Origin of the sequence: Roseovarius marisflavi, assembly GCF_900142625.1 — a bacterium.
Classification (GTDB): Bacteria; Pseudomonadota; Alphaproteobacteria; order Rhodobacterales; family Rhodobacteraceae; genus Roseovarius; species Roseovarius marisflavi.
The window spans coordinates 71,709-87,012 of the sequence record NZ_FRBN01000013.1; the positions used below are offsets into that span (position 1 = coordinate 71,709).

General features: G+C 63.5%; 15 protein-coding genes. 6 read left to right on the forward strand and 9 right to left on the reverse strand.

Features of this window, described 5'->3' with window-relative positions; all coding sequences use genetic code 11:
• Positions 1-184: 184 nt before the first annotated feature.
• The 3 genes from BUB78_RS12480 to BUB78_RS12490 are packed head-to-tail and all read right to left on the reverse strand — an operon-like array spanning position 185 to position 3,794.
• Positions 185-1,411 (reverse strand): sigma-54-dependent transcriptional regulator, encoded by a 1,227-nt coding sequence (locus BUB78_RS12480; RefSeq protein ID WP_073198424.1) that lies wholly within the window; start codon positions 1,409-1,411, stop codon positions 185-187.
• A complete protein-coding gene (locus BUB78_RS12485) occupies positions 1,408-3,186 on the reverse strand; it encodes a sensor histidine kinase (RefSeq protein ID WP_073198425.1) in 1,779 nt (592 codons plus the stop codon). The genes BUB78_RS12480 and BUB78_RS12485 overlap by 4 nt, the downstream gene beginning before the upstream one ends.
• Positions 3,187-3,239: 53 nt before the next feature.
• Positions 3,240-3,794, reverse strand: a complete 555-nt coding sequence (locus tag BUB78_RS12490; protein WP_073198426.1) for a YqgE/AlgH family protein — start codon at positions 3,792-3,794, stop codon at positions 3,240-3,242.
• 146 nt (positions 3,795-3,940) lie between these two features.
• Here BUB78_RS12490 and BUB78_RS12495 point away from each other — a divergent pair, with 146 nt between their 5' ends.
• Positions 3,941-4,750: a protein-disulfide reductase DsbD domain-containing protein gene (locus BUB78_RS12495; protein ID WP_073198427.1), complete on the forward strand. Its 810-nt coding sequence runs from the start codon at positions 3,941-3,943 to the stop codon at positions 4,748-4,750.
• A 6-nt stretch (positions 4,751-4,756) separates the two neighbouring features.
• On the opposite strand, the gene BUB78_RS12500 is transcribed toward BUB78_RS12495, so the two are convergent.
• The 3 genes from BUB78_RS12500 to BUB78_RS12510 all read right to left on the reverse strand — a co-directional run bounded on the left by BUB78_RS12500 (position 4,757) and on the right by BUB78_RS12510 (position 6,667).
• Entirely contained in the window at positions 4,757-5,587 is an 831-nt protein-coding gene (locus BUB78_RS12500; RefSeq protein ID WP_073198428.1) for an arginyltransferase, read from the reverse strand.
• Positions 5,588-5,664: 77 nt separating this feature from the next.
• Positions 5,665-6,114, reverse strand: a complete 450-nt coding sequence (locus BUB78_RS12505; protein WP_073198453.1) for an RDD family protein — start codon at positions 6,112-6,114, stop codon at positions 5,665-5,667.
• Between the two features lie 82 nt (positions 6,115-6,196).
• Positions 6,197-6,667, reverse strand: coding sequence for a YbaK/EbsC family protein (locus BUB78_RS12510; RefSeq protein ID WP_073198429.1), 471 nt, complete (start codon positions 6,665-6,667; stop codon positions 6,197-6,199).
• Positions 6,668-6,746: 79 nt separating this feature from the next.
• Here BUB78_RS12510 and BUB78_RS12515 point away from each other — a divergent pair, with 79 nt between their 5' ends.
• The 5 genes from BUB78_RS12515 (at position 6,747) to BUB78_RS12535 (ending at position 12,382) form a co-directional block, all read left to right on the forward strand.
• Positions 6,747-9,533, forward strand: a complete 2,787-nt coding sequence (locus BUB78_RS12515) for a [protein-PII] uridylyltransferase family protein (protein ID WP_073198430.1) — start codon at positions 6,747-6,749, stop codon at positions 9,531-9,533.
• Between the two features lie 3 nt (positions 9,534-9,536).
• Positions 9,537-9,809 carry a hypothetical protein gene (locus tag BUB78_RS12520; RefSeq protein WP_073198431.1) on the forward strand — a complete coding sequence of 91 codons (273 nt, stop codon included), beginning with the start codon at positions 9,537-9,539 and terminating at the stop codon, positions 9,807-9,809.
• Positions 9,810-9,962: 153 nt separating this feature from the next.
• Positions 9,963-10,598: a DUF6778 family protein gene (locus BUB78_RS12525; RefSeq protein ID WP_073198454.1), complete on the forward strand. Its 636-nt coding sequence runs from the start codon at positions 9,963-9,965 to the stop codon at positions 10,596-10,598.
• A gap of 45 nt (positions 10,599-10,643) precedes the next feature.
• Positions 10,644-11,840 (forward strand): RSP_2647 family RNA methyltransferase, encoded by a 1,197-nt coding sequence (locus BUB78_RS12530; protein WP_073198432.1) that lies wholly within the window; start codon positions 10,644-10,646, stop codon positions 11,838-11,840.
• Positions 11,837-12,382 carry an RSP_2648 family PIN domain-containing protein gene (locus BUB78_RS12535; protein ID WP_073198433.1) on the forward strand — a complete coding sequence of 182 codons (546 nt, stop codon included), beginning with the start codon at positions 11,837-11,839 and terminating at the stop codon, positions 12,380-12,382. Before BUB78_RS12530 ends, BUB78_RS12535 begins: the two co-directional genes overlap by 4 nt.
• A gap of 68 nt (positions 12,383-12,450) precedes the next feature.
• Here the strand turns inward: BUB78_RS12535 and BUB78_RS12540 are convergent, their stop codons facing one another.
• The 3 genes from BUB78_RS12540 to BUB78_RS12545 are packed head-to-tail and all read right to left on the reverse strand — an operon-like array spanning position 12,451 to position 15,180.
• A complete protein-coding gene (locus BUB78_RS12540) occupies positions 12,451-13,635 on the reverse strand; it encodes a vWA domain-containing protein (protein ID WP_073198434.1) in 1,185 nt (394 codons plus the stop codon).
• Positions 13,636-13,641: 6 nt separating this feature from the next.
• A complete protein-coding gene (locus tag BUB78_RS20725; RefSeq protein WP_170865072.1) occupies positions 13,642-13,809 on the reverse strand; it encodes a hypothetical protein in 168 nt (55 codons plus the stop codon).
• Between the two features lie 3 nt (positions 13,810-13,812).
• Positions 13,813-15,180, reverse strand: a complete 1,368-nt coding sequence (locus BUB78_RS12545) for a DUF2927 domain-containing protein (protein WP_073198435.1) — start codon at positions 15,178-15,180, stop codon at positions 13,813-13,815.
• Between the last annotated feature and the right edge of the window lie 124 nt (positions 15,181-15,304).

The following is a 15,304-nucleotide window of genomic DNA, read 5'->3' on the forward strand; positions in this document are numbered from 1 at the left end:
GAGAAACGGCGCGTGGCCTCAAGTAAATGTCATGAAAATGCGCAATACGCGGCATTTTTAATCGTTTTCAGAAGGTTACAGTTCAAGGGTGATGTGACACTACGCCGCTTCCGCGCGCGCTGTGCGGAAATCCGCACGGGGTGTCGCGGTGTTGTGCGGTTTTTCGCACAGATCACGGCGGGGATCAGCGGCGGTAATCCTCGGGGCGAATCCCATAGCGCGCGAGCTTGTCGTAAAACGTCTTGCGCGGCAGCTTGAGCGCTTTTGCCGCCTCTGACGCGCGCCCGTTTTGCCGCCCGAGCGCGGCGATAAGCAAGGACCGCTCCACCCGCGCCATCTGATCGGCAAGGCCAAGATCGGCGGCCTCGGCATGATCCGGCATGCCAAGCACAAAGCGCATCGCCGCCGACATCAGCGAGCGCGCGTTGCCCGGCCAGTCCTGCGCCATCAGCGCCGCAAGGTGATCGGGGCCAACCTCGGGCGCGGCAAGCCCGGCCTGTTCGGCCGCCTGCGCCACGTAATGACGAAACAGCACCGGGATATCCTCGGGCCGCTCGGACAGGGCAGGGATGCGCACGCGCATCACCTCAAGCCGGTAATAGAGGTCGCCGTTAAAGCGCCCGGCCTCGACCGCGGCGGACAGATCGGCAGTGCTGCCGGCAATCAGACGCACGCTGTCGCCGTCTTCAAGGCGCTCCAGCAGGGCATATTGCGCCTCGGCGGGCAGGGCGCTTATTTCATCAAGGAAAAGAGTGCCGCCCGAGGCCGATTGAAATGCCGCGTCAAGCGCGCCGGGATCAAGCGTCGCGGCAGCGCGTTTCACGTAAGGTCCGCCCGCGCCCTGCGACATGTGGTGGATCACCTCGGCCACCTTCGACACACCCGCACCCGCCGGGCCGGTCACCAGCACTTCGGTGCCCGCGCGCGCCGCCTGACGCACCCGCGCGCGCAGCTCTTCGGCAAGCTGCGAGGTGCCAAACAGCATCCGCGCCGCCGGATCGCCGGTTTCAAGCTGTGCCTTCAACCGGCGGTTTTCCAGCACCAGCACGCGGTTTTTCATCGCCCGTTCCAGCACCGGGATAAGGGCGTCGGGCGCACAGGGCTTTTCGAGGAAATCGAACGCCCCTTGGCCCATCGCCTTGACCGCCATCGGAATATCGCCCTCGCCGGTCAGCAGGATCACCGGCAATTCGTCGTCAAGCGCGCGGGTATGGGCCAAAAGGTGAAACCCGTCGCGCCCCGGCATGCGGATATCAGACAGGATCACGCCCTCGAACTCGGGCGTGATGTGGTCCTTGGCCTCGATGAACGACCCCGCCGCGCGCACGTTGTAATCGGCAAGCTCAAGCGTCTGCGCAAGCGCCTCGCGCACCGGGCGGTCATCATCGACCACCAGAACAGTCCGGATCATGCGGCCCCCTCTCTTTGATCTCTGGGCAGGGCGGTTGCGGTCCACGGGTCAAGCTCGACGGTGAATTCAGCGCCGCTGCCGGTATTGGTGCCGGTGATCTTGCCGCCAAAGCTCTGCACAAGCCCATAGGATATCGACAGCCCAAGCCCCATGCCATCGCCCGCGCCGACAAGCTTGGTGGAATAAAACGGATCGAAAATCTTTTCCGGCTCTTCAATGCCGGGGCCGGTGTCGCGCAGGCGCACGGTGACCGGCGCACCGCCCTCGACCACGATCTCAAGGCGCCTGGTGTCGCTGTCGGTCATCGCATCGGCGGCGTTGGTGATGAGGTTGATCATCACCTGACCAAGCCGCACCTCGCCGCCGCGCACCCAGACGGGACGGGGCGGGGCCTGCCAGGCGATGTCGATCCCATCTCTGCCAAGCCGCTCGCCGGTCATCTCAAGCGCGCTGTCGATCACCTTTACTATATCGACCTGTGCCGTCGGTTCGTTCTCGTTGCGCACAAAGGCGCGCAGGTTGCGGATGATCCGGCTCATCCGGTGCGCCATCTCGTCAATCCGGCCAAGGTTCTCGGCGGCCTTTTCGGGTTCCTTACGCTGAAGGAACGCGCCGGCGTTGGCCGCAAACTGTCGGATCGCCATCAATGGCTGGTTCAACTCGTGGCTGATGCCGGCGCTCATCTGGCCAAGCGCGCGCAGCTTGCCCGCCTGCACAAGCTCGGCCTGGGCGCGCTTGAGGGCGGCCTCGGCCTCCTCGCGCTCGCGCACTTCGCGGCGCAGGGCAAGGTTGGTCTGGGTCAGGGTCGCGGTGCGCTCGGCGACGCGGCCCTCAAGCTGGGCATTGGCGCGCGCAAGGCTGCGCCGCCGCTCCTGGGTAAGGACAAGCAAGGCGCCGAAGAACAACAGCCCCCCGGCAACCGCCCCCGCCTGAAGCGCCGCGATCTGGCGGGCCGGGGCCACATCGACAAGCGCCACGCCGGTCATGCCGATGCGCGGCAGATCCTGGCCAAGTTGCAGCGCACGTTTGGGAAGATAGGGGCCAAGGTCGACCTGCCAGATGTCATGCGGGCCAACGCTCTGGCGGGCAAAGCCGATCGGTGCCCCCTCGGGCGGGATCAGCAGGTCATCGCCCGGCACCCCGCGCCAGCCAAGCAATTCAGAGCGGTTCGACATGAAGACCCGGCCCTCGTCATCCACCAGAAACACTGCCGTCTGTGACCCGCGCCAGCCGAATTCGACGTTCTCGGCATCGGCAAGCGCCACAAGCGCGCCCTGAACCTTGCCATTGCTGGCAAAAGAGGGGGCTGCGAATTGAAACACCCGCCGTTTGGCCGCCCCCTCAAGCCCATGCGCGGTGCCAAGCGCGCCATCCATCGCGCGGGTGAAATACTGCGAGCGGGCAAGACCCTCGGGCGCGCGCGCCTGCGAGCCGGCAAGCACATCGCCCATGGCATCGACATAAAACAGCGCCGTGGCGCCGGTCCGGTCAGCGGCGGCGACCAAAAGACGGCGCGCCGCGTCCTGTTGATGCGGGGTGGAGGGGCCGCTCAGCGCGGTCAGGGTCGGATGTTCGGCGAGGGCGACCGCCTGATCGCGGTAGCGTTGCAGATCAGACACCAGCCCGCCGAGCACCAAAGACATATCCGCCGTGCCGCGCCGCTCCAGCTGATCCAGCGCCTGACGATAGCCGTAATGCCAGACCGTGCCGCCGATCAGGGCGACGACAAGCACGAAAGGCACGATGATCAGGGTCAGGGGCGGTCTGCGCGACATGGGGGTCAATCTATCAGCGCCGCGCCGCAGTTGGAAAGCGCCAAAGCGCGGCCTCAGGCCCGCCCGGCATCAGAGGACAGCATCAGCGGTGAAACCCCGAGGCGCGCCAGGGCGGCCTCCCATTTGTCGGGATCGGGGATGTCAAACACCAGCTCATGATCCGCGTCACAGGTCAGCCAGCCGTTTTGCGCCAGCTCGGCCTCAAGCTGTCCCGGTCCCCAACCGGCATAGCCGAGCGCCAGAAGCGCCTTGGCCGGGCCGCGCCCGTCGGCAAGGTCCTCAAGGATATCAAGCGTTGCCGTCATGGCAAAATCACCGTTCACGTTCAGCGTCGATATTGCCGAGTTATAGCCGCGCTCATGCAGGACAAACCCGCGGCCATGTTCCACCGGTCCGCCGAAATAGACCGGCAATTCGCGCGCGTCCGGCCCGATCGTGATCGAGAGCTGTTCAAACATATCGCGCGCCTTGAGATCCGACGTCGGCTTGTTGACAATAAGCCCCATCGAGCCCTCGGGCGAATGGGCGCACAGGAAGACAACGGCATTGCCAAAGCGCGTATCGGTCATGCCGGGCATGGCAATCAACATTTTTCCGGTCAGGTCCATATCTTGGGTCAAATGGGATACCTCTTTGTCTTTACACAAGAATGGGCATCATGGGGCCGCTCTGCAAGCGCGGCATTAACGTCACGCTAACAATTCTCTCCGGAAAGTGAGTTGGCATTCGCCGCGCCATGCCCCATTTCAGTGCCATGATCAAAGCGTTTTTCCTCTCTCTTGTTGCGACTCTGTCGCTGTCGCTTCAGGCCGCGCCTGCCAAATCCTTGGATGACATGGTCACTGTAAGTGTCCTTCCAGGCTGGACCATGGCCGACGGAAGCCATGTGGCGGCGTTGAAATTCGTGCTCAAGGACGGCTGGAAAACCTATTGGCGCGCGCCGGGCGAGGCGGGCATTCCGCCGCACTTTAATTGGAGCGGATCGCGAAATGTCGCCGGGGTGACGGTGGAATGGCCGACACCGGTACAAACCGTCACCAATGGCATGCGCACCATCGGGTATCGGCATTCGCTGGTTTTGCCGATCCGCCTGACCCCCGCGAAAGCCGGGCAGCCTATCCACCTTGCGGCCGAGCTTGAGATCGGCGTTTGCAGCGATATCTGCGTGCCCGTCACCCTCAGCATCGCGCAGGACCTGCCGCGTGGCGTCACCCGCCCGGACCCGCAGATTGCCGCCGCGCTCGCCTCGCGGCCCTATACCGCCAAAGAGGCGCGGGTTGGCCGTGTCGTCTGTCGCGTAACGCCGGTCAAGGGCGGGCTTCACGTCGTGGCCGAGGTGGATATGGAACAGATGGGCAAGAGCGAGCTTGCAGTTCTGGAAACCGACAACCCCGATCTCTGGGTTGCCCAGGCCGTGACGTCGCGCAACGGCAACCGGCTGCGCGCCGAAACCGAGATTTTCCATGCCGAGGGTCACAGCTTTGCGCTCAACCGCTCCGGCCTGCGGATCACGATCCTGAGCAGCGGCGATGCGGTTGATATCCGGGGCTGTCCAGCGGGCTAGCCGCCCTCAGACGGTCTTGGGGCGCAACGGGCGCCCATCGGGCAATGAGATATTGGCCACCTGCTCGGCAATCGGATCATTCACAAGCGGGCGGGCATGGCTGCTGAACGCCTCCGGGTCGCGCATCTTCTGCCAGGTGTTGCCGACATAGACCTCAAGCCCGGAAAACCCGGCCTTATAGCCCATCTTATCACTACCCGGCACCCAATAGCCTAGGTACACATAAGGCAGATCGTTTTCGCGCGCGATCTGGATGTGATCGAGAATCACATAGGTGCCAAGCGAGGCGCTCTGCATATCGGGTTCGTAGAACGAATAAACCATGCTGACCCCGTCATCGAGGATATCGGTCAGACAGACCGCCGCCAGATCGCCAGAGGCGCTATCGGTATATTCCACCACACGGGTGCGAATGGGGGTTTCTTCGACCATCGCCGCGAATTCGAACGTATCCATATCCGCCATCCCGCCGGTGGCGTGGCGGCTTTCAAGGTAACGGCGAAACAGCGCGTATTGCTCTTCGGTGGCCCAGGGCGATGTGGCCCGCCGCGTCAGCCCGGCGTTGCGCCGCATGGTCTTGCGTTGGCTTTTGCTTGCCGTGAACTTGGCCACGTTGATGCGCGCGGACAGGCAGGCGGCGCAATCGGCACAGGACGGACGATAAAGAACGTTCTGCGAGCGGCGAAACCCCTGCTTTGAGAGACCATCGTTAAGCCGTTGCGCCCCGTCGCCCTGAAGCGCGGTGAAAAGCTTGCGCTCCATCCGCCCCGCCAGATAGGGGCAGGGTTGCGGCGCCGTCACGTAAAACTGGGGCGCGATGGGAAGAGTGTGACGCATGTTTTCAGTGGTCCGGCTTGGTTTGCCCGACGATAACAATGATAATGCGCCCCGCCAAGTGGGTTATAGCGCTAGTTTTAGGTGGCGGCGCGGCGGTTGATGGCAACCGTGCCGAGGACATGATCACTCAGCCCTTGCGCGCGCGCGCTCGTGAGCATCAAGACAATCGAAATCACCTGTAACAGCGGCAACAGGAATGAGAGTGTAAGCCCGAAAGTATGGGCAAAGGCCATGCCAAGATCGAACCGCTCGCCACTTGCCGTGCGAAATTCGATCGCCGTCAGACGCATCCCCCAGGTCGCCGAGCCTCGCGAGATTGTGATCACCCGATAGGCAAATCCCACCACCGTCATCAGAAGCGGGAAAAAGAACAGGCCGGTAAAGGCGGTGAACGGCACGATCACAAGGCTTATCGCGATGATCACGATGGTATCGACCACAAAGGCCAATAGCCGTTTGGTGGGCACATCGGCGTAAAATTCGGGCTGCGTGCCAGGGTCGGGCAGGTGCCAGCTCATGTCGCTCATATCGGCCATTTGGGTCCTTCGAGGGGGCGGTTACCGGTATAAGGTCGGCACCCCGAGGGCGATTTGCAAGGGCCGACGCAGTTTAAGCGGCGCTAAAGTCCCCCAGCTCGGACCCCGAAATCCGCAGCAAGACATCCGGCGCGATGCCGAAAAGGTGGCGCGGAGTGCCCGCCGCCGCCCAGACCGTTTGAAACGCCAAAAGGCGCGGATCGAAAAACGCGCGCGGCGGCGTGAGGTGGCCCACCGGCGATACCCCGCCGATGGCAAACCCGGTCTGCGCCCGGATCAGCGCCGCATCGGCCTGGCCCAACGGCTCTCCGGCAAGCGCAGAGGCGCGCGCGCCGTCCACCTGGTTGCCGCCCGCCGTCACGAACAAAAGCGCCGACCCGCTGGTTTGCCCGCGAAAGATGATCGGCTTGGCGATCTGATCAATCTCGCAGCCGACAAGATCGGCCGCCATTTGCGCCGTGGTCGCATTGCCGGTCTCGACCGGTGTGATCTCAAGACCCGCGTCGACAAGCGCGCGGGTCACGCGTTTCAGGCTCTTGCTCATGATTGTCCCTCGGTTTTTTCGCAGTATTCCAACTCTGTCAGCCATTGACCAGCCCCGCGCGCCTTGTATCACTGGGCCGATGAATTTCATTGACCGCATCACCCGTTTGCCCCGCGCCCATGATCCCGTTGACGGGCAAGAGGCGCTTGCCGCCATGCCCGATCTGCCAGAGCCGCTAAGCGATCTGATCGCCGGGGCCGGGGGCAGTAGCCCGTTTCTGAAATCGCTGATCCTGCGCGAGGGCGACTGGCTTCGGTCTGCGTTTGATGACCCCGAAGCGGCGCTTGAGCGGCTTTTTTCAGAGTTGCACGAGGTGCCCGCCGAGGCGCTTGGCGACGCCCTGCGCCAGGGCAAGCGGCGCGTGGCGCTGTTGACGGGGCTGGCCGATCTGGCCGGTGTCTGGCCGCTTGAGGTGGTCACCGGGCGGCTGACGGATTTTGCCGATCTGGCCTGTGATCTGGCGCTCAAGGCCGCCGTGGGCGCGGAAATCCGCCGCGGCAAGCTTCCGGGTATGGGCGAGGCGGATATCGCGACGGCGGGCGGCATGGTGGTGCTGGCCATGGGCAAGATGGGCGCGCATGAACTCAATTACAGCTCGGATATCGACCTGATCTGCCTGTTCGACGAAACCCGTTTTGCGCCGGACGACTATCACGAGGCGCGCGCCTCCTTTGTGCGCGCGACCCGCAAAATGGCGGCGATGCTGAATGACCGCACTGCCGAGGGGTATGTGTTTCGTACCGATCTGCGGCTGCGCCCTGATCCAAGCGTCACGCCGGTCTGCCTCGCGATGGCCGCCGCCGAAAGCTATTACGAAAGCCTTGGGCGCACATGGGAGCGCGCGGCCTATATCAAGGCGCGCCCCTGTGCGGGCGACATCGCCGCCGGTCTGCGGTTCCTGGCCGCGCTCAAGCCGTTCGTGTGGCGCAAGCATCTGGATTTCGCCGCGATCGAGGACGCCCATAACATGCGCTTGGCGATCCGCGAACATAAGGGGCTTGGCGGCACGCTAAGCCTTTTGGGCCATAACATGAAGCTTGGCCGTGGCGGCATCCGCGAGATCGAGTTTTTCACCCAGACCCGGCAGTTGATCGCGGGCGGGCGCGACCCCGATCTGCGGTTGCGTGGCACCGTCGAGGGCCTGGCGGCCCTGGCGCAAAAGGGCTGGGTGCCCGACGAGGCCGCAGAGGTCTTGACCGATAATTACCGGTTTCACCGCGAGGTCGAGCACCGCTTGCAGATGTTGCGTGACGCGCAGACCCATGTTCTGCCCAACTCCGGGGAAGAATTCGACCGCCTCGCCGCCTTCATGGGCCGCGAGAGCGATGATCTTCGCGCCGCGCTTTTGCGCCGCCTGAACGCGGTGCATGACCTGATCGAGGGGTTCTTCAAACCCGAAGAGGCCTCCGATGCCAGTGACGCCGCCGAGGCGCTTGACGGCGAGGTGATCGCGCGCTGGCCGACCTATCCGGCGCTGCGCTCGGCGCGCGCGGTCGAGATTTTCCGACGTCTCAAGCCCGATATCCTTGCCCGTCTTGCGCGCACCTCGAACCCGAACGAGGCGCTTTTGGCCTTTGACGGCTTTATGGCGGGGCTGCCTGCGGGGGTGCAGGTGTTTTCTCTGTTCGAGGCCAATCCGCATCTGATCGACCTGTTGGTCGATATCGTCGGCACCGCGCCGGCCCTTGCGGCGCATCTGTCGCGCAATGCCGGGGTGTTTGACGCGGTGATCGCGGGCGATTTCTTTGCGCCCTGGCCGGGGCAGGCGGCGCTTGAGGCCGAGCTGTCGGCGCGCCTTGGCCCCGAGGTGGATTACGAGCACGCGCTTGATGCGCTGCGCCGCTGGCGCAAGGAATGGCATTTCCGCATCGGTGTGCATCATCTGCGCGGCTTGTGTGATGCCGAGGCGGCGGCCGCGCAATACGCCGACCTGGCGCGGGCGGTGATCACCGGGGTCTGGCCGCTTGTGATTGAACAGTTCAGCGCCAAGCACGGCGCGCCGCCGGGGCGTGGTGCGGTGGTGCTTGGCATGGGCTCGCTCGGGGCCTCGCGGCTGAATGCCGGGTCTGATCTTGATCTGATCGTGATTTATGACGCGGGCGATGTCGAGGCCTCTGACGGGCGCCGCCCGCTGGCGGCGCGGCCCTATTACGCGCGCCTGACGCAGGCGATGATCACAGCGCTGACCGCCCCCATGGCCGAGGGGCGGCTCTATGAGGTTGACATGCGCCTGCGCCCGTCGGGCAATCAGGGGCCGGTCGCCACCAGCTGGCCGTCGTTTCAGGAGTACCAAGAAACCGACGCCTGGGTCTGGGAGCATCTTGCGCTGACCCGGGCGCAGGTGATCACCGGCGAGCCGGGCCTTGCGCGCGATGTCGAGGCGTTTCGCCAGAGCCTGATGCGCGACAAGGGTGCGCCCGAGGCGGTGCTGGCCCAGCTTGTCGAAATGCGGGGCCGCATCGCATCCGCCAAGGCCCCGGCGGGCCCCTGGGATGCCAAGCTCGGTCCCGGTCGGCTGATGGAACTTGAGCTGATTGCGCAGGCGGGCACGCTGATGGCGGGGCAGGCCGCGCGCGATGTGGCCTCTGGCTTTGACGGGGGTGTCGCAATCGGCTGGCTGGATGACGGTGACAGGGATGCATTGGCGCATGCCTATGCGATCTGTTGGCGGGTACAGATGGTGGCGCGGCTGATTAGCGACAAACCGCTCGATCCGGGTTTGATGGGCGAGGGCGGCGCGGCCTTCTTGCTGCGTGAAACCGGCCAGGAGGATTTGGCGGAGCTTGAGGCGCGCCTTGAAGGCGTCAGCAAAACGGCCGCCGGTGTGATTGATGCCGCGCTAGAGCGGCTGCCAAAGAAGGTGTGACAGATGCAACGCGACCCGCTTGACCCAAAAGGCCTTATCCGCGAGGCCTATCGCATCGAAGGCATCGTGAGTGCCGAATGCCGCTCGATCTTTCTGGACTGGGCGCTGTCCTTGCCCGACGGGCAGGACACCCAGGCCGCAATTGCCACCATGATCGCGCGCTATGCGTCCGAGCACCCGGATCATCCGATGACCGAGGTGCTCCGAGAGGCCACCGCCGTCGCCACGGTACCGCACCGCCGCGGCGGTTGGCGTTCACGCCCGCGCGAAAGCTGATCCTTGCCGACCTTACAGACCAGACTACTTAGCGCAAACTTGCCTGTGACAGCCGCAGAAGCATCACGCTATTGCACTGACTTTGTCTAAAATGCGCCTCAATTCACATGCATCTTCCGGGGGATCAAAGGGTAACAGCCCGTGGAGGAAGACATGAAATATTTTCGTCTGATTGGCGCACTGATGCTTGGTTTTGGCCTGTCGGCCTGCGCAGCAGGTGATACAGCCACCCGTAACGCGCCACTTGAAAGCCCGGCGCTGCAAGCCGCTCCGCTCTCGCTTGATGTGCAGGGCGTCCGCGTGTCGGTGCCCAAGTCCCTCAAGGTTTCCGAGCGCAACCGCTATTATCCCGGTGGCGACATTGTTTGGCGCGAAGATCCGCGCGGCGATCGCCACGCACAGGTCAGGGCGATCTTTGAAGCAGGCCTGAACCAGGGCATCGCCGAGATGGATCACGGCACCGTTCCGGTGATCCTTGATGTCATCGTCACCCGCTTTCACGCCCTGAGCGAAAAGGCGCGCTATACCATTGGTGGCGTACATGCGGTGCAGTTCAAGTTCGTCCTGCGTAACCCGGAAACCGGCGAAGCCTACGGTGAGCCGAAGTTCGTCAAGGCCGATTTCAAGGCCTACGGTGGTCAAATGGCGATCAATGCCGAGAGCAAGGGCCTAACCCAAAAAGCGCGGATCACGCATAAGATCTCTGAGGTGATCCGCCAGGAGCTTCAGGGTACCGGTGGCTACCATGCCGAGGCGAACGGTCTGATCGGTGCTTTGAACCAACTCTGATCTTTTCCCTTTTCCAACCGACAAGAAACCGCGTAAGGGGACAGTATGACACTGTCCCCTTATCCCGTTATCCGCCTCCTTCCCAAAGTCCACGCCCGCGCAATCCGCCACGGCGCCCCTTGGGTTTTTGACAACGAGCTTGTGACCGACCGGCGCACGCGCGCCCTGGCCCCAGGCACCATCGCCGTGCTTGAGGATAGCGATCGAGAGCCGCTTGGCCTTGTCGCCTTTAGTCCGGCCTCCAAGATCATGGCCCGCATGCTGGATCGTGACGCCACCGCGCGGGTCGATCGGGAATGGCTGCGCGTGCGACTTGCGCGCGCCCATGCGATGCGCGAGCGGATTTACGACACGCCGCATTACCGGCTGATCCATGCCGAGGCCGATGGCCTTCCGGGGATCGTGATCGACCGGTTCGGCGATATCGCGGTCATCCAACCCAATGCCGCCTGGGCCGAAGTTGTGCTGTCGGATCTGGTGGCGGCGCTTGTCGAGGTAACCGGTGTCACCACCGTTCTGAAAAACGCCTCGGGGCGCGCGCGCGTTCTTGAAGGTCTTGATGAAGAGCATGCCGTTCTGGTCGGGCAGGCGCCCGAGGCCCCGGTTGCGGTGCCGATGAATGGTGCGATCTACATGGCCGATCTGACCGGCGGACAGAAAACCGGCCTGTTTTTTGATCAGCGCCCCAATCACGCCTTTGCCGCCCGGCTTGCCAAGGGCGTGCGGGTGCTCGACGTGTTCTCGCATGTCGGCGGCTTTGCCCTTGCGACCCTTGCGGCAGGGGCCGAGCATGCGCTTGCGGTCGACGGCTCTGAACCCGCGTTGACGCTCGCGGCGCAGGGTGCGGCGCAGATGGGCATGCAGGACCGGTTTGAAACCCGCAAGGGCGATGCCTTTGACGTGCTCACGGCCCTTGGCGAAGAGGGGGCGCGGTTTGACGTGGTGATCTGTGATCCGCCCGCCTTTGCCCCCAACAAGAAGTCGCTAGAGGCCGGGCTGCGCGCCTATGAGCGGGTGGCCAAACTGGCCGCCGAGCTTGTGGCGCCGGATGGCTTTCTGGGTGTGTGTTCGTGCTCGCATGCGGCGGATCTTTCGAAGTTCCGCGCTGCATCAAGTCGCGGGATTGGCCGGGCAGGGCGTGCCGGGCCGCTGATCCACACCGGCTATGCCGGGCCGGATCATCCGCTGCACCCGCAACTTGCCGAAAGCGGATATCTGAAGGCGCTGTTCTATCGCCTATGAAGCTGCTGCTGGATACCTGTGTGATCTATCCGACGGTCATGCGGCAAATGCTGTTGGGCGTGGCCGAGGCCGGGGCCTTTACCCCGCTCTGGTCGGCGCGCATCATCGCGGAATGGCAACATGCGGCGGCCAAGCTTGGCGCGGATGGCCTTGCGCAGGCGGGCTCCGAGGCGGTGGTGATGGCCGCCAGATGGCCGACGGCGCAAGTCAGCTATTCGCCCTCGCTTGAGGCGCGGCTCTGGCTGCCCGATCCTGCCGATACCCACGTTCTGGCGGCGGCGATTGCGGGCTCTGCCGATGGGATCGTCACCCTCAACGCGCGCGACTTTCCGCGCAATATTCTGGCGGAAGAGGGCCTGTGGCGCGCCGATCCCGATGGGTTTCTGCATGGCATCTGGAAGGCACAGCCGGGTCTTGTGTCCGAGGTGGCCGACCGCGTTCTGGCCGAGGCGATCCGCCTGTCCAGTGCCACATGGGAGATGCGCCCCTTGTTGAAAAAGGCGCGCCTGCCGCGTCTGGCCAAGGCGCTCTCGACCGTCTGATCGCCGGGCTTGGTGGCGTCGTCGCGCTTTTGAGTATTTTTGCTAAGAAGAAGCCTATTGGCGTGGTTCTAGCGGACCAGGTCGCGCATGCCGTGATCCAGCCCTTCAAGCGTCATCGGGATCATGCGATCTTCAAAGATATCGCGGATCATGGCGATCGAATGGGTGTAATCCCATTGGTTGCGCGGCACCGGGTTGATCCAGAGATTGCCCGCCCATTGCGCGCGCGCGCGCTCTAGCCAGACCTGCCCTGATTCGGCATTCCAATGCTCGTTCGCGCCGCCCGGATAGGCGATCTCGTAAGGGGACATGCTGGCATCGCCTACAAAGATGCATTTGTAATCAGGGCCGTAGGTGCGCAGCACCTCTTGCGTTGGGGTTTGGGCGTTCCAGCGCCGCGCGTTGTCGCGCCAAACGCCTTCATAAAGGCAGTTGTGGAAATAGTAATATTCCAGATGCTTGAATTCGGCGCGCGCGGCGCTGAACAGCTCTTCCACCACCTTGATGTGCGGGTCCATCGAGCCGCCCACGTCGAGAAACAGCAGCACCTTGATCGCATTGCGCCGCTCGGGGCGGGTTTTGACGTCAAGATAGCCATGTTCGGCGGTGGCGCGGATCGTGCCATCCATGTCAAGCTCGTCGGCCGCCCCGTCGCGCGCCCATCGGCGCAGGCGCTTGAGGGCGACCTTGATGTTGCGCGTGCCTAGCTCGACACTGTCGTCGAGATTGCGAAACTCGCGCTTGTCCCAGACCTTGACCGCGCGCTGATGGCGCGACTTGTCCTGACCGATGCGCACGCCTTCGGGGTTGTAACCATGGGCGCCGAACGGGCTTGTGCCGGCGGTGCCGATCCATTTGCTGCCGCCCTGGTGGCGGCCCTGTTGTTCCTTGAGGCGCTCCTTGAGCGTTTCCATCAGCTTGTCGAAGCCGCCAAGCGCCTCGATCTCGGCGCGTTCTTCGGCGCTCAGGTGCTTTTCGGCCAGCTTTTCAAGCCATTCCTTGGGCAGATCAACAGCGTTCAGAACATCATCGGCGCTGATCGCCTCGAGCCCGTCAAAGCTTGCGGCGAAGGCGCGGTCAAAGCGGTCGATCAGGCGTTCGTCTTTGACCATCGCGCTGCGGGCAAGGTAATAGAACCCCTCGACGTCATAGGTCACAAGCCCGGCAAGCATGGCCTCAAGAAAGGTCAGGTATTCGCGCAACGAGACCGGCAGGCCGGCTTTTCTGAGGTTTTCGAAAAACGGCAGAAACATCGCGCTTTACAGGGCGTTGCGGTGAATGATCAAGGTCACGAACAGGCCCACAAGCGCAAACATGAGCGCATAGACAAAGGCATATTGCAGGATATCGGCCAACTTGCCCTTGCGACGTCGCGCCAAGAGCGCGCCGGTCACTGCGCCAAGAAGTACCCCGAAAATAACGATCATTTTTTACCCGTTCGGTCCTTTTAACGGGCTGAGCGCGGTCACTTCTCTTAGCTTTGCGCGCACCGCCCAATCTGCGCCATAGCCGTATCGTGCCCAGCCCAGACTGTCCAGTCGAATGCTCTGCGCCTCAGAGACGCGCCCGCTCAGATCAAGCGCCTCGGCGCGCAGCATCATGAGCGTCGCCAAAAGGGCCGCATTTTCATAGCGTTCCGCAGTGCCAAGGTGGGCCCCGAGCAGCATGAGCGCATCTTCGCCGCGGCCCTGACTGACGGCATAGGCGGCAAGTTGCGCGGCGCTGTAGGCGCGGTGCAGATCGGTGCCGGGGGTGCGTTTGTAAAATTGCTCGGCGGCGACAAACTGATCCTGTGCGTAATCGGGATCGCTTGCCTGGGTGATGCGGCCAAGCGCGAAATGGCTGAAGGCGCGGCGGTGATCGGTCCAGCCGACGGCCTTGGCAATGCGCAGCGCATCCTGGGCGGCAAGACGGCGCTGATTTGGGAGGCTTCCGGGCCCAAGGGCGGTCTGGATCGCTTCGATCCAGGCCCGCGGTGTCGATCCGGCAAAGCGGGGCGCGACGTGATCACCGGCCGGGTGCAGCCGCGACAGGATGCCGGGCAGGCGGGCCTCGACCTCGCGGCGCGACATGCCGCTGCGCAATTCGGGGGCATAATAGGTGCGCAGAACCAGCATATCAAAGCCGGTCAGAACCGCATGTACATTGTCATCGTTGAACACGCTGTCGGACAGCCGGTAAAGATCGTTGAGCGGCCCAAGCGCCTGCGCCAGCTCTTCATGCAGGCAATCGCGCACTTCTTGCGGGCTTGAATCGCTTGGCACGAAGATGGCGATCTTCTTGCGCTCTTTAAGCTGGCTCCAATCGGTGAGCCGCGTGTTGCGCGCGGCCCGGTATTGCGACAGGCGAGAGATGTTCGGCACTACGAAACAGGCCGCTTTGGGCAGGCTGCGGCGGATGTCATCCCGGCTTACCGCCTCGATCGTGATATTGGCGCCGCTGTCGCTGACGCGGCTGATGTCGATCCCGGCCTCGGTGCGCAAGCGGTGCAAAAGGCGGTTGAGATCGGGGATCAGGGTAAGCGGCGGGCGGCCGGTGACCTGCACGGTGATCGGCCCTTCAAAACGCGACAGATGTTGCAGCATCCGCCCGGATTCAAGCTGAAAGCTCAGGTCGAGAAAATCGCGCTGAATGTCGCGGTTCGAGCGTTGCGGTGGCAAGGGGCGCGGCGCCGAGAACGATTTCATCGGCGGCATGGTGCTTTCCTGCTGCATTGCTGCGCGGGTCGGCATTTCATTGTAGTGTCCCGGCACACAGGCGCCCAGTAACAGACAAATTGGTAAAATTACGCGACGCATCGGGCCCCCGAAATTGTTTTCAGCATCAAAAGCCCCTCCATCCAAGACACGAGGGGCCGTACACCGACACAGGCGGTCAAGAAAAGGCGCGGTCGCTTGAAGATCAGCCCGCACCTCATCCCGG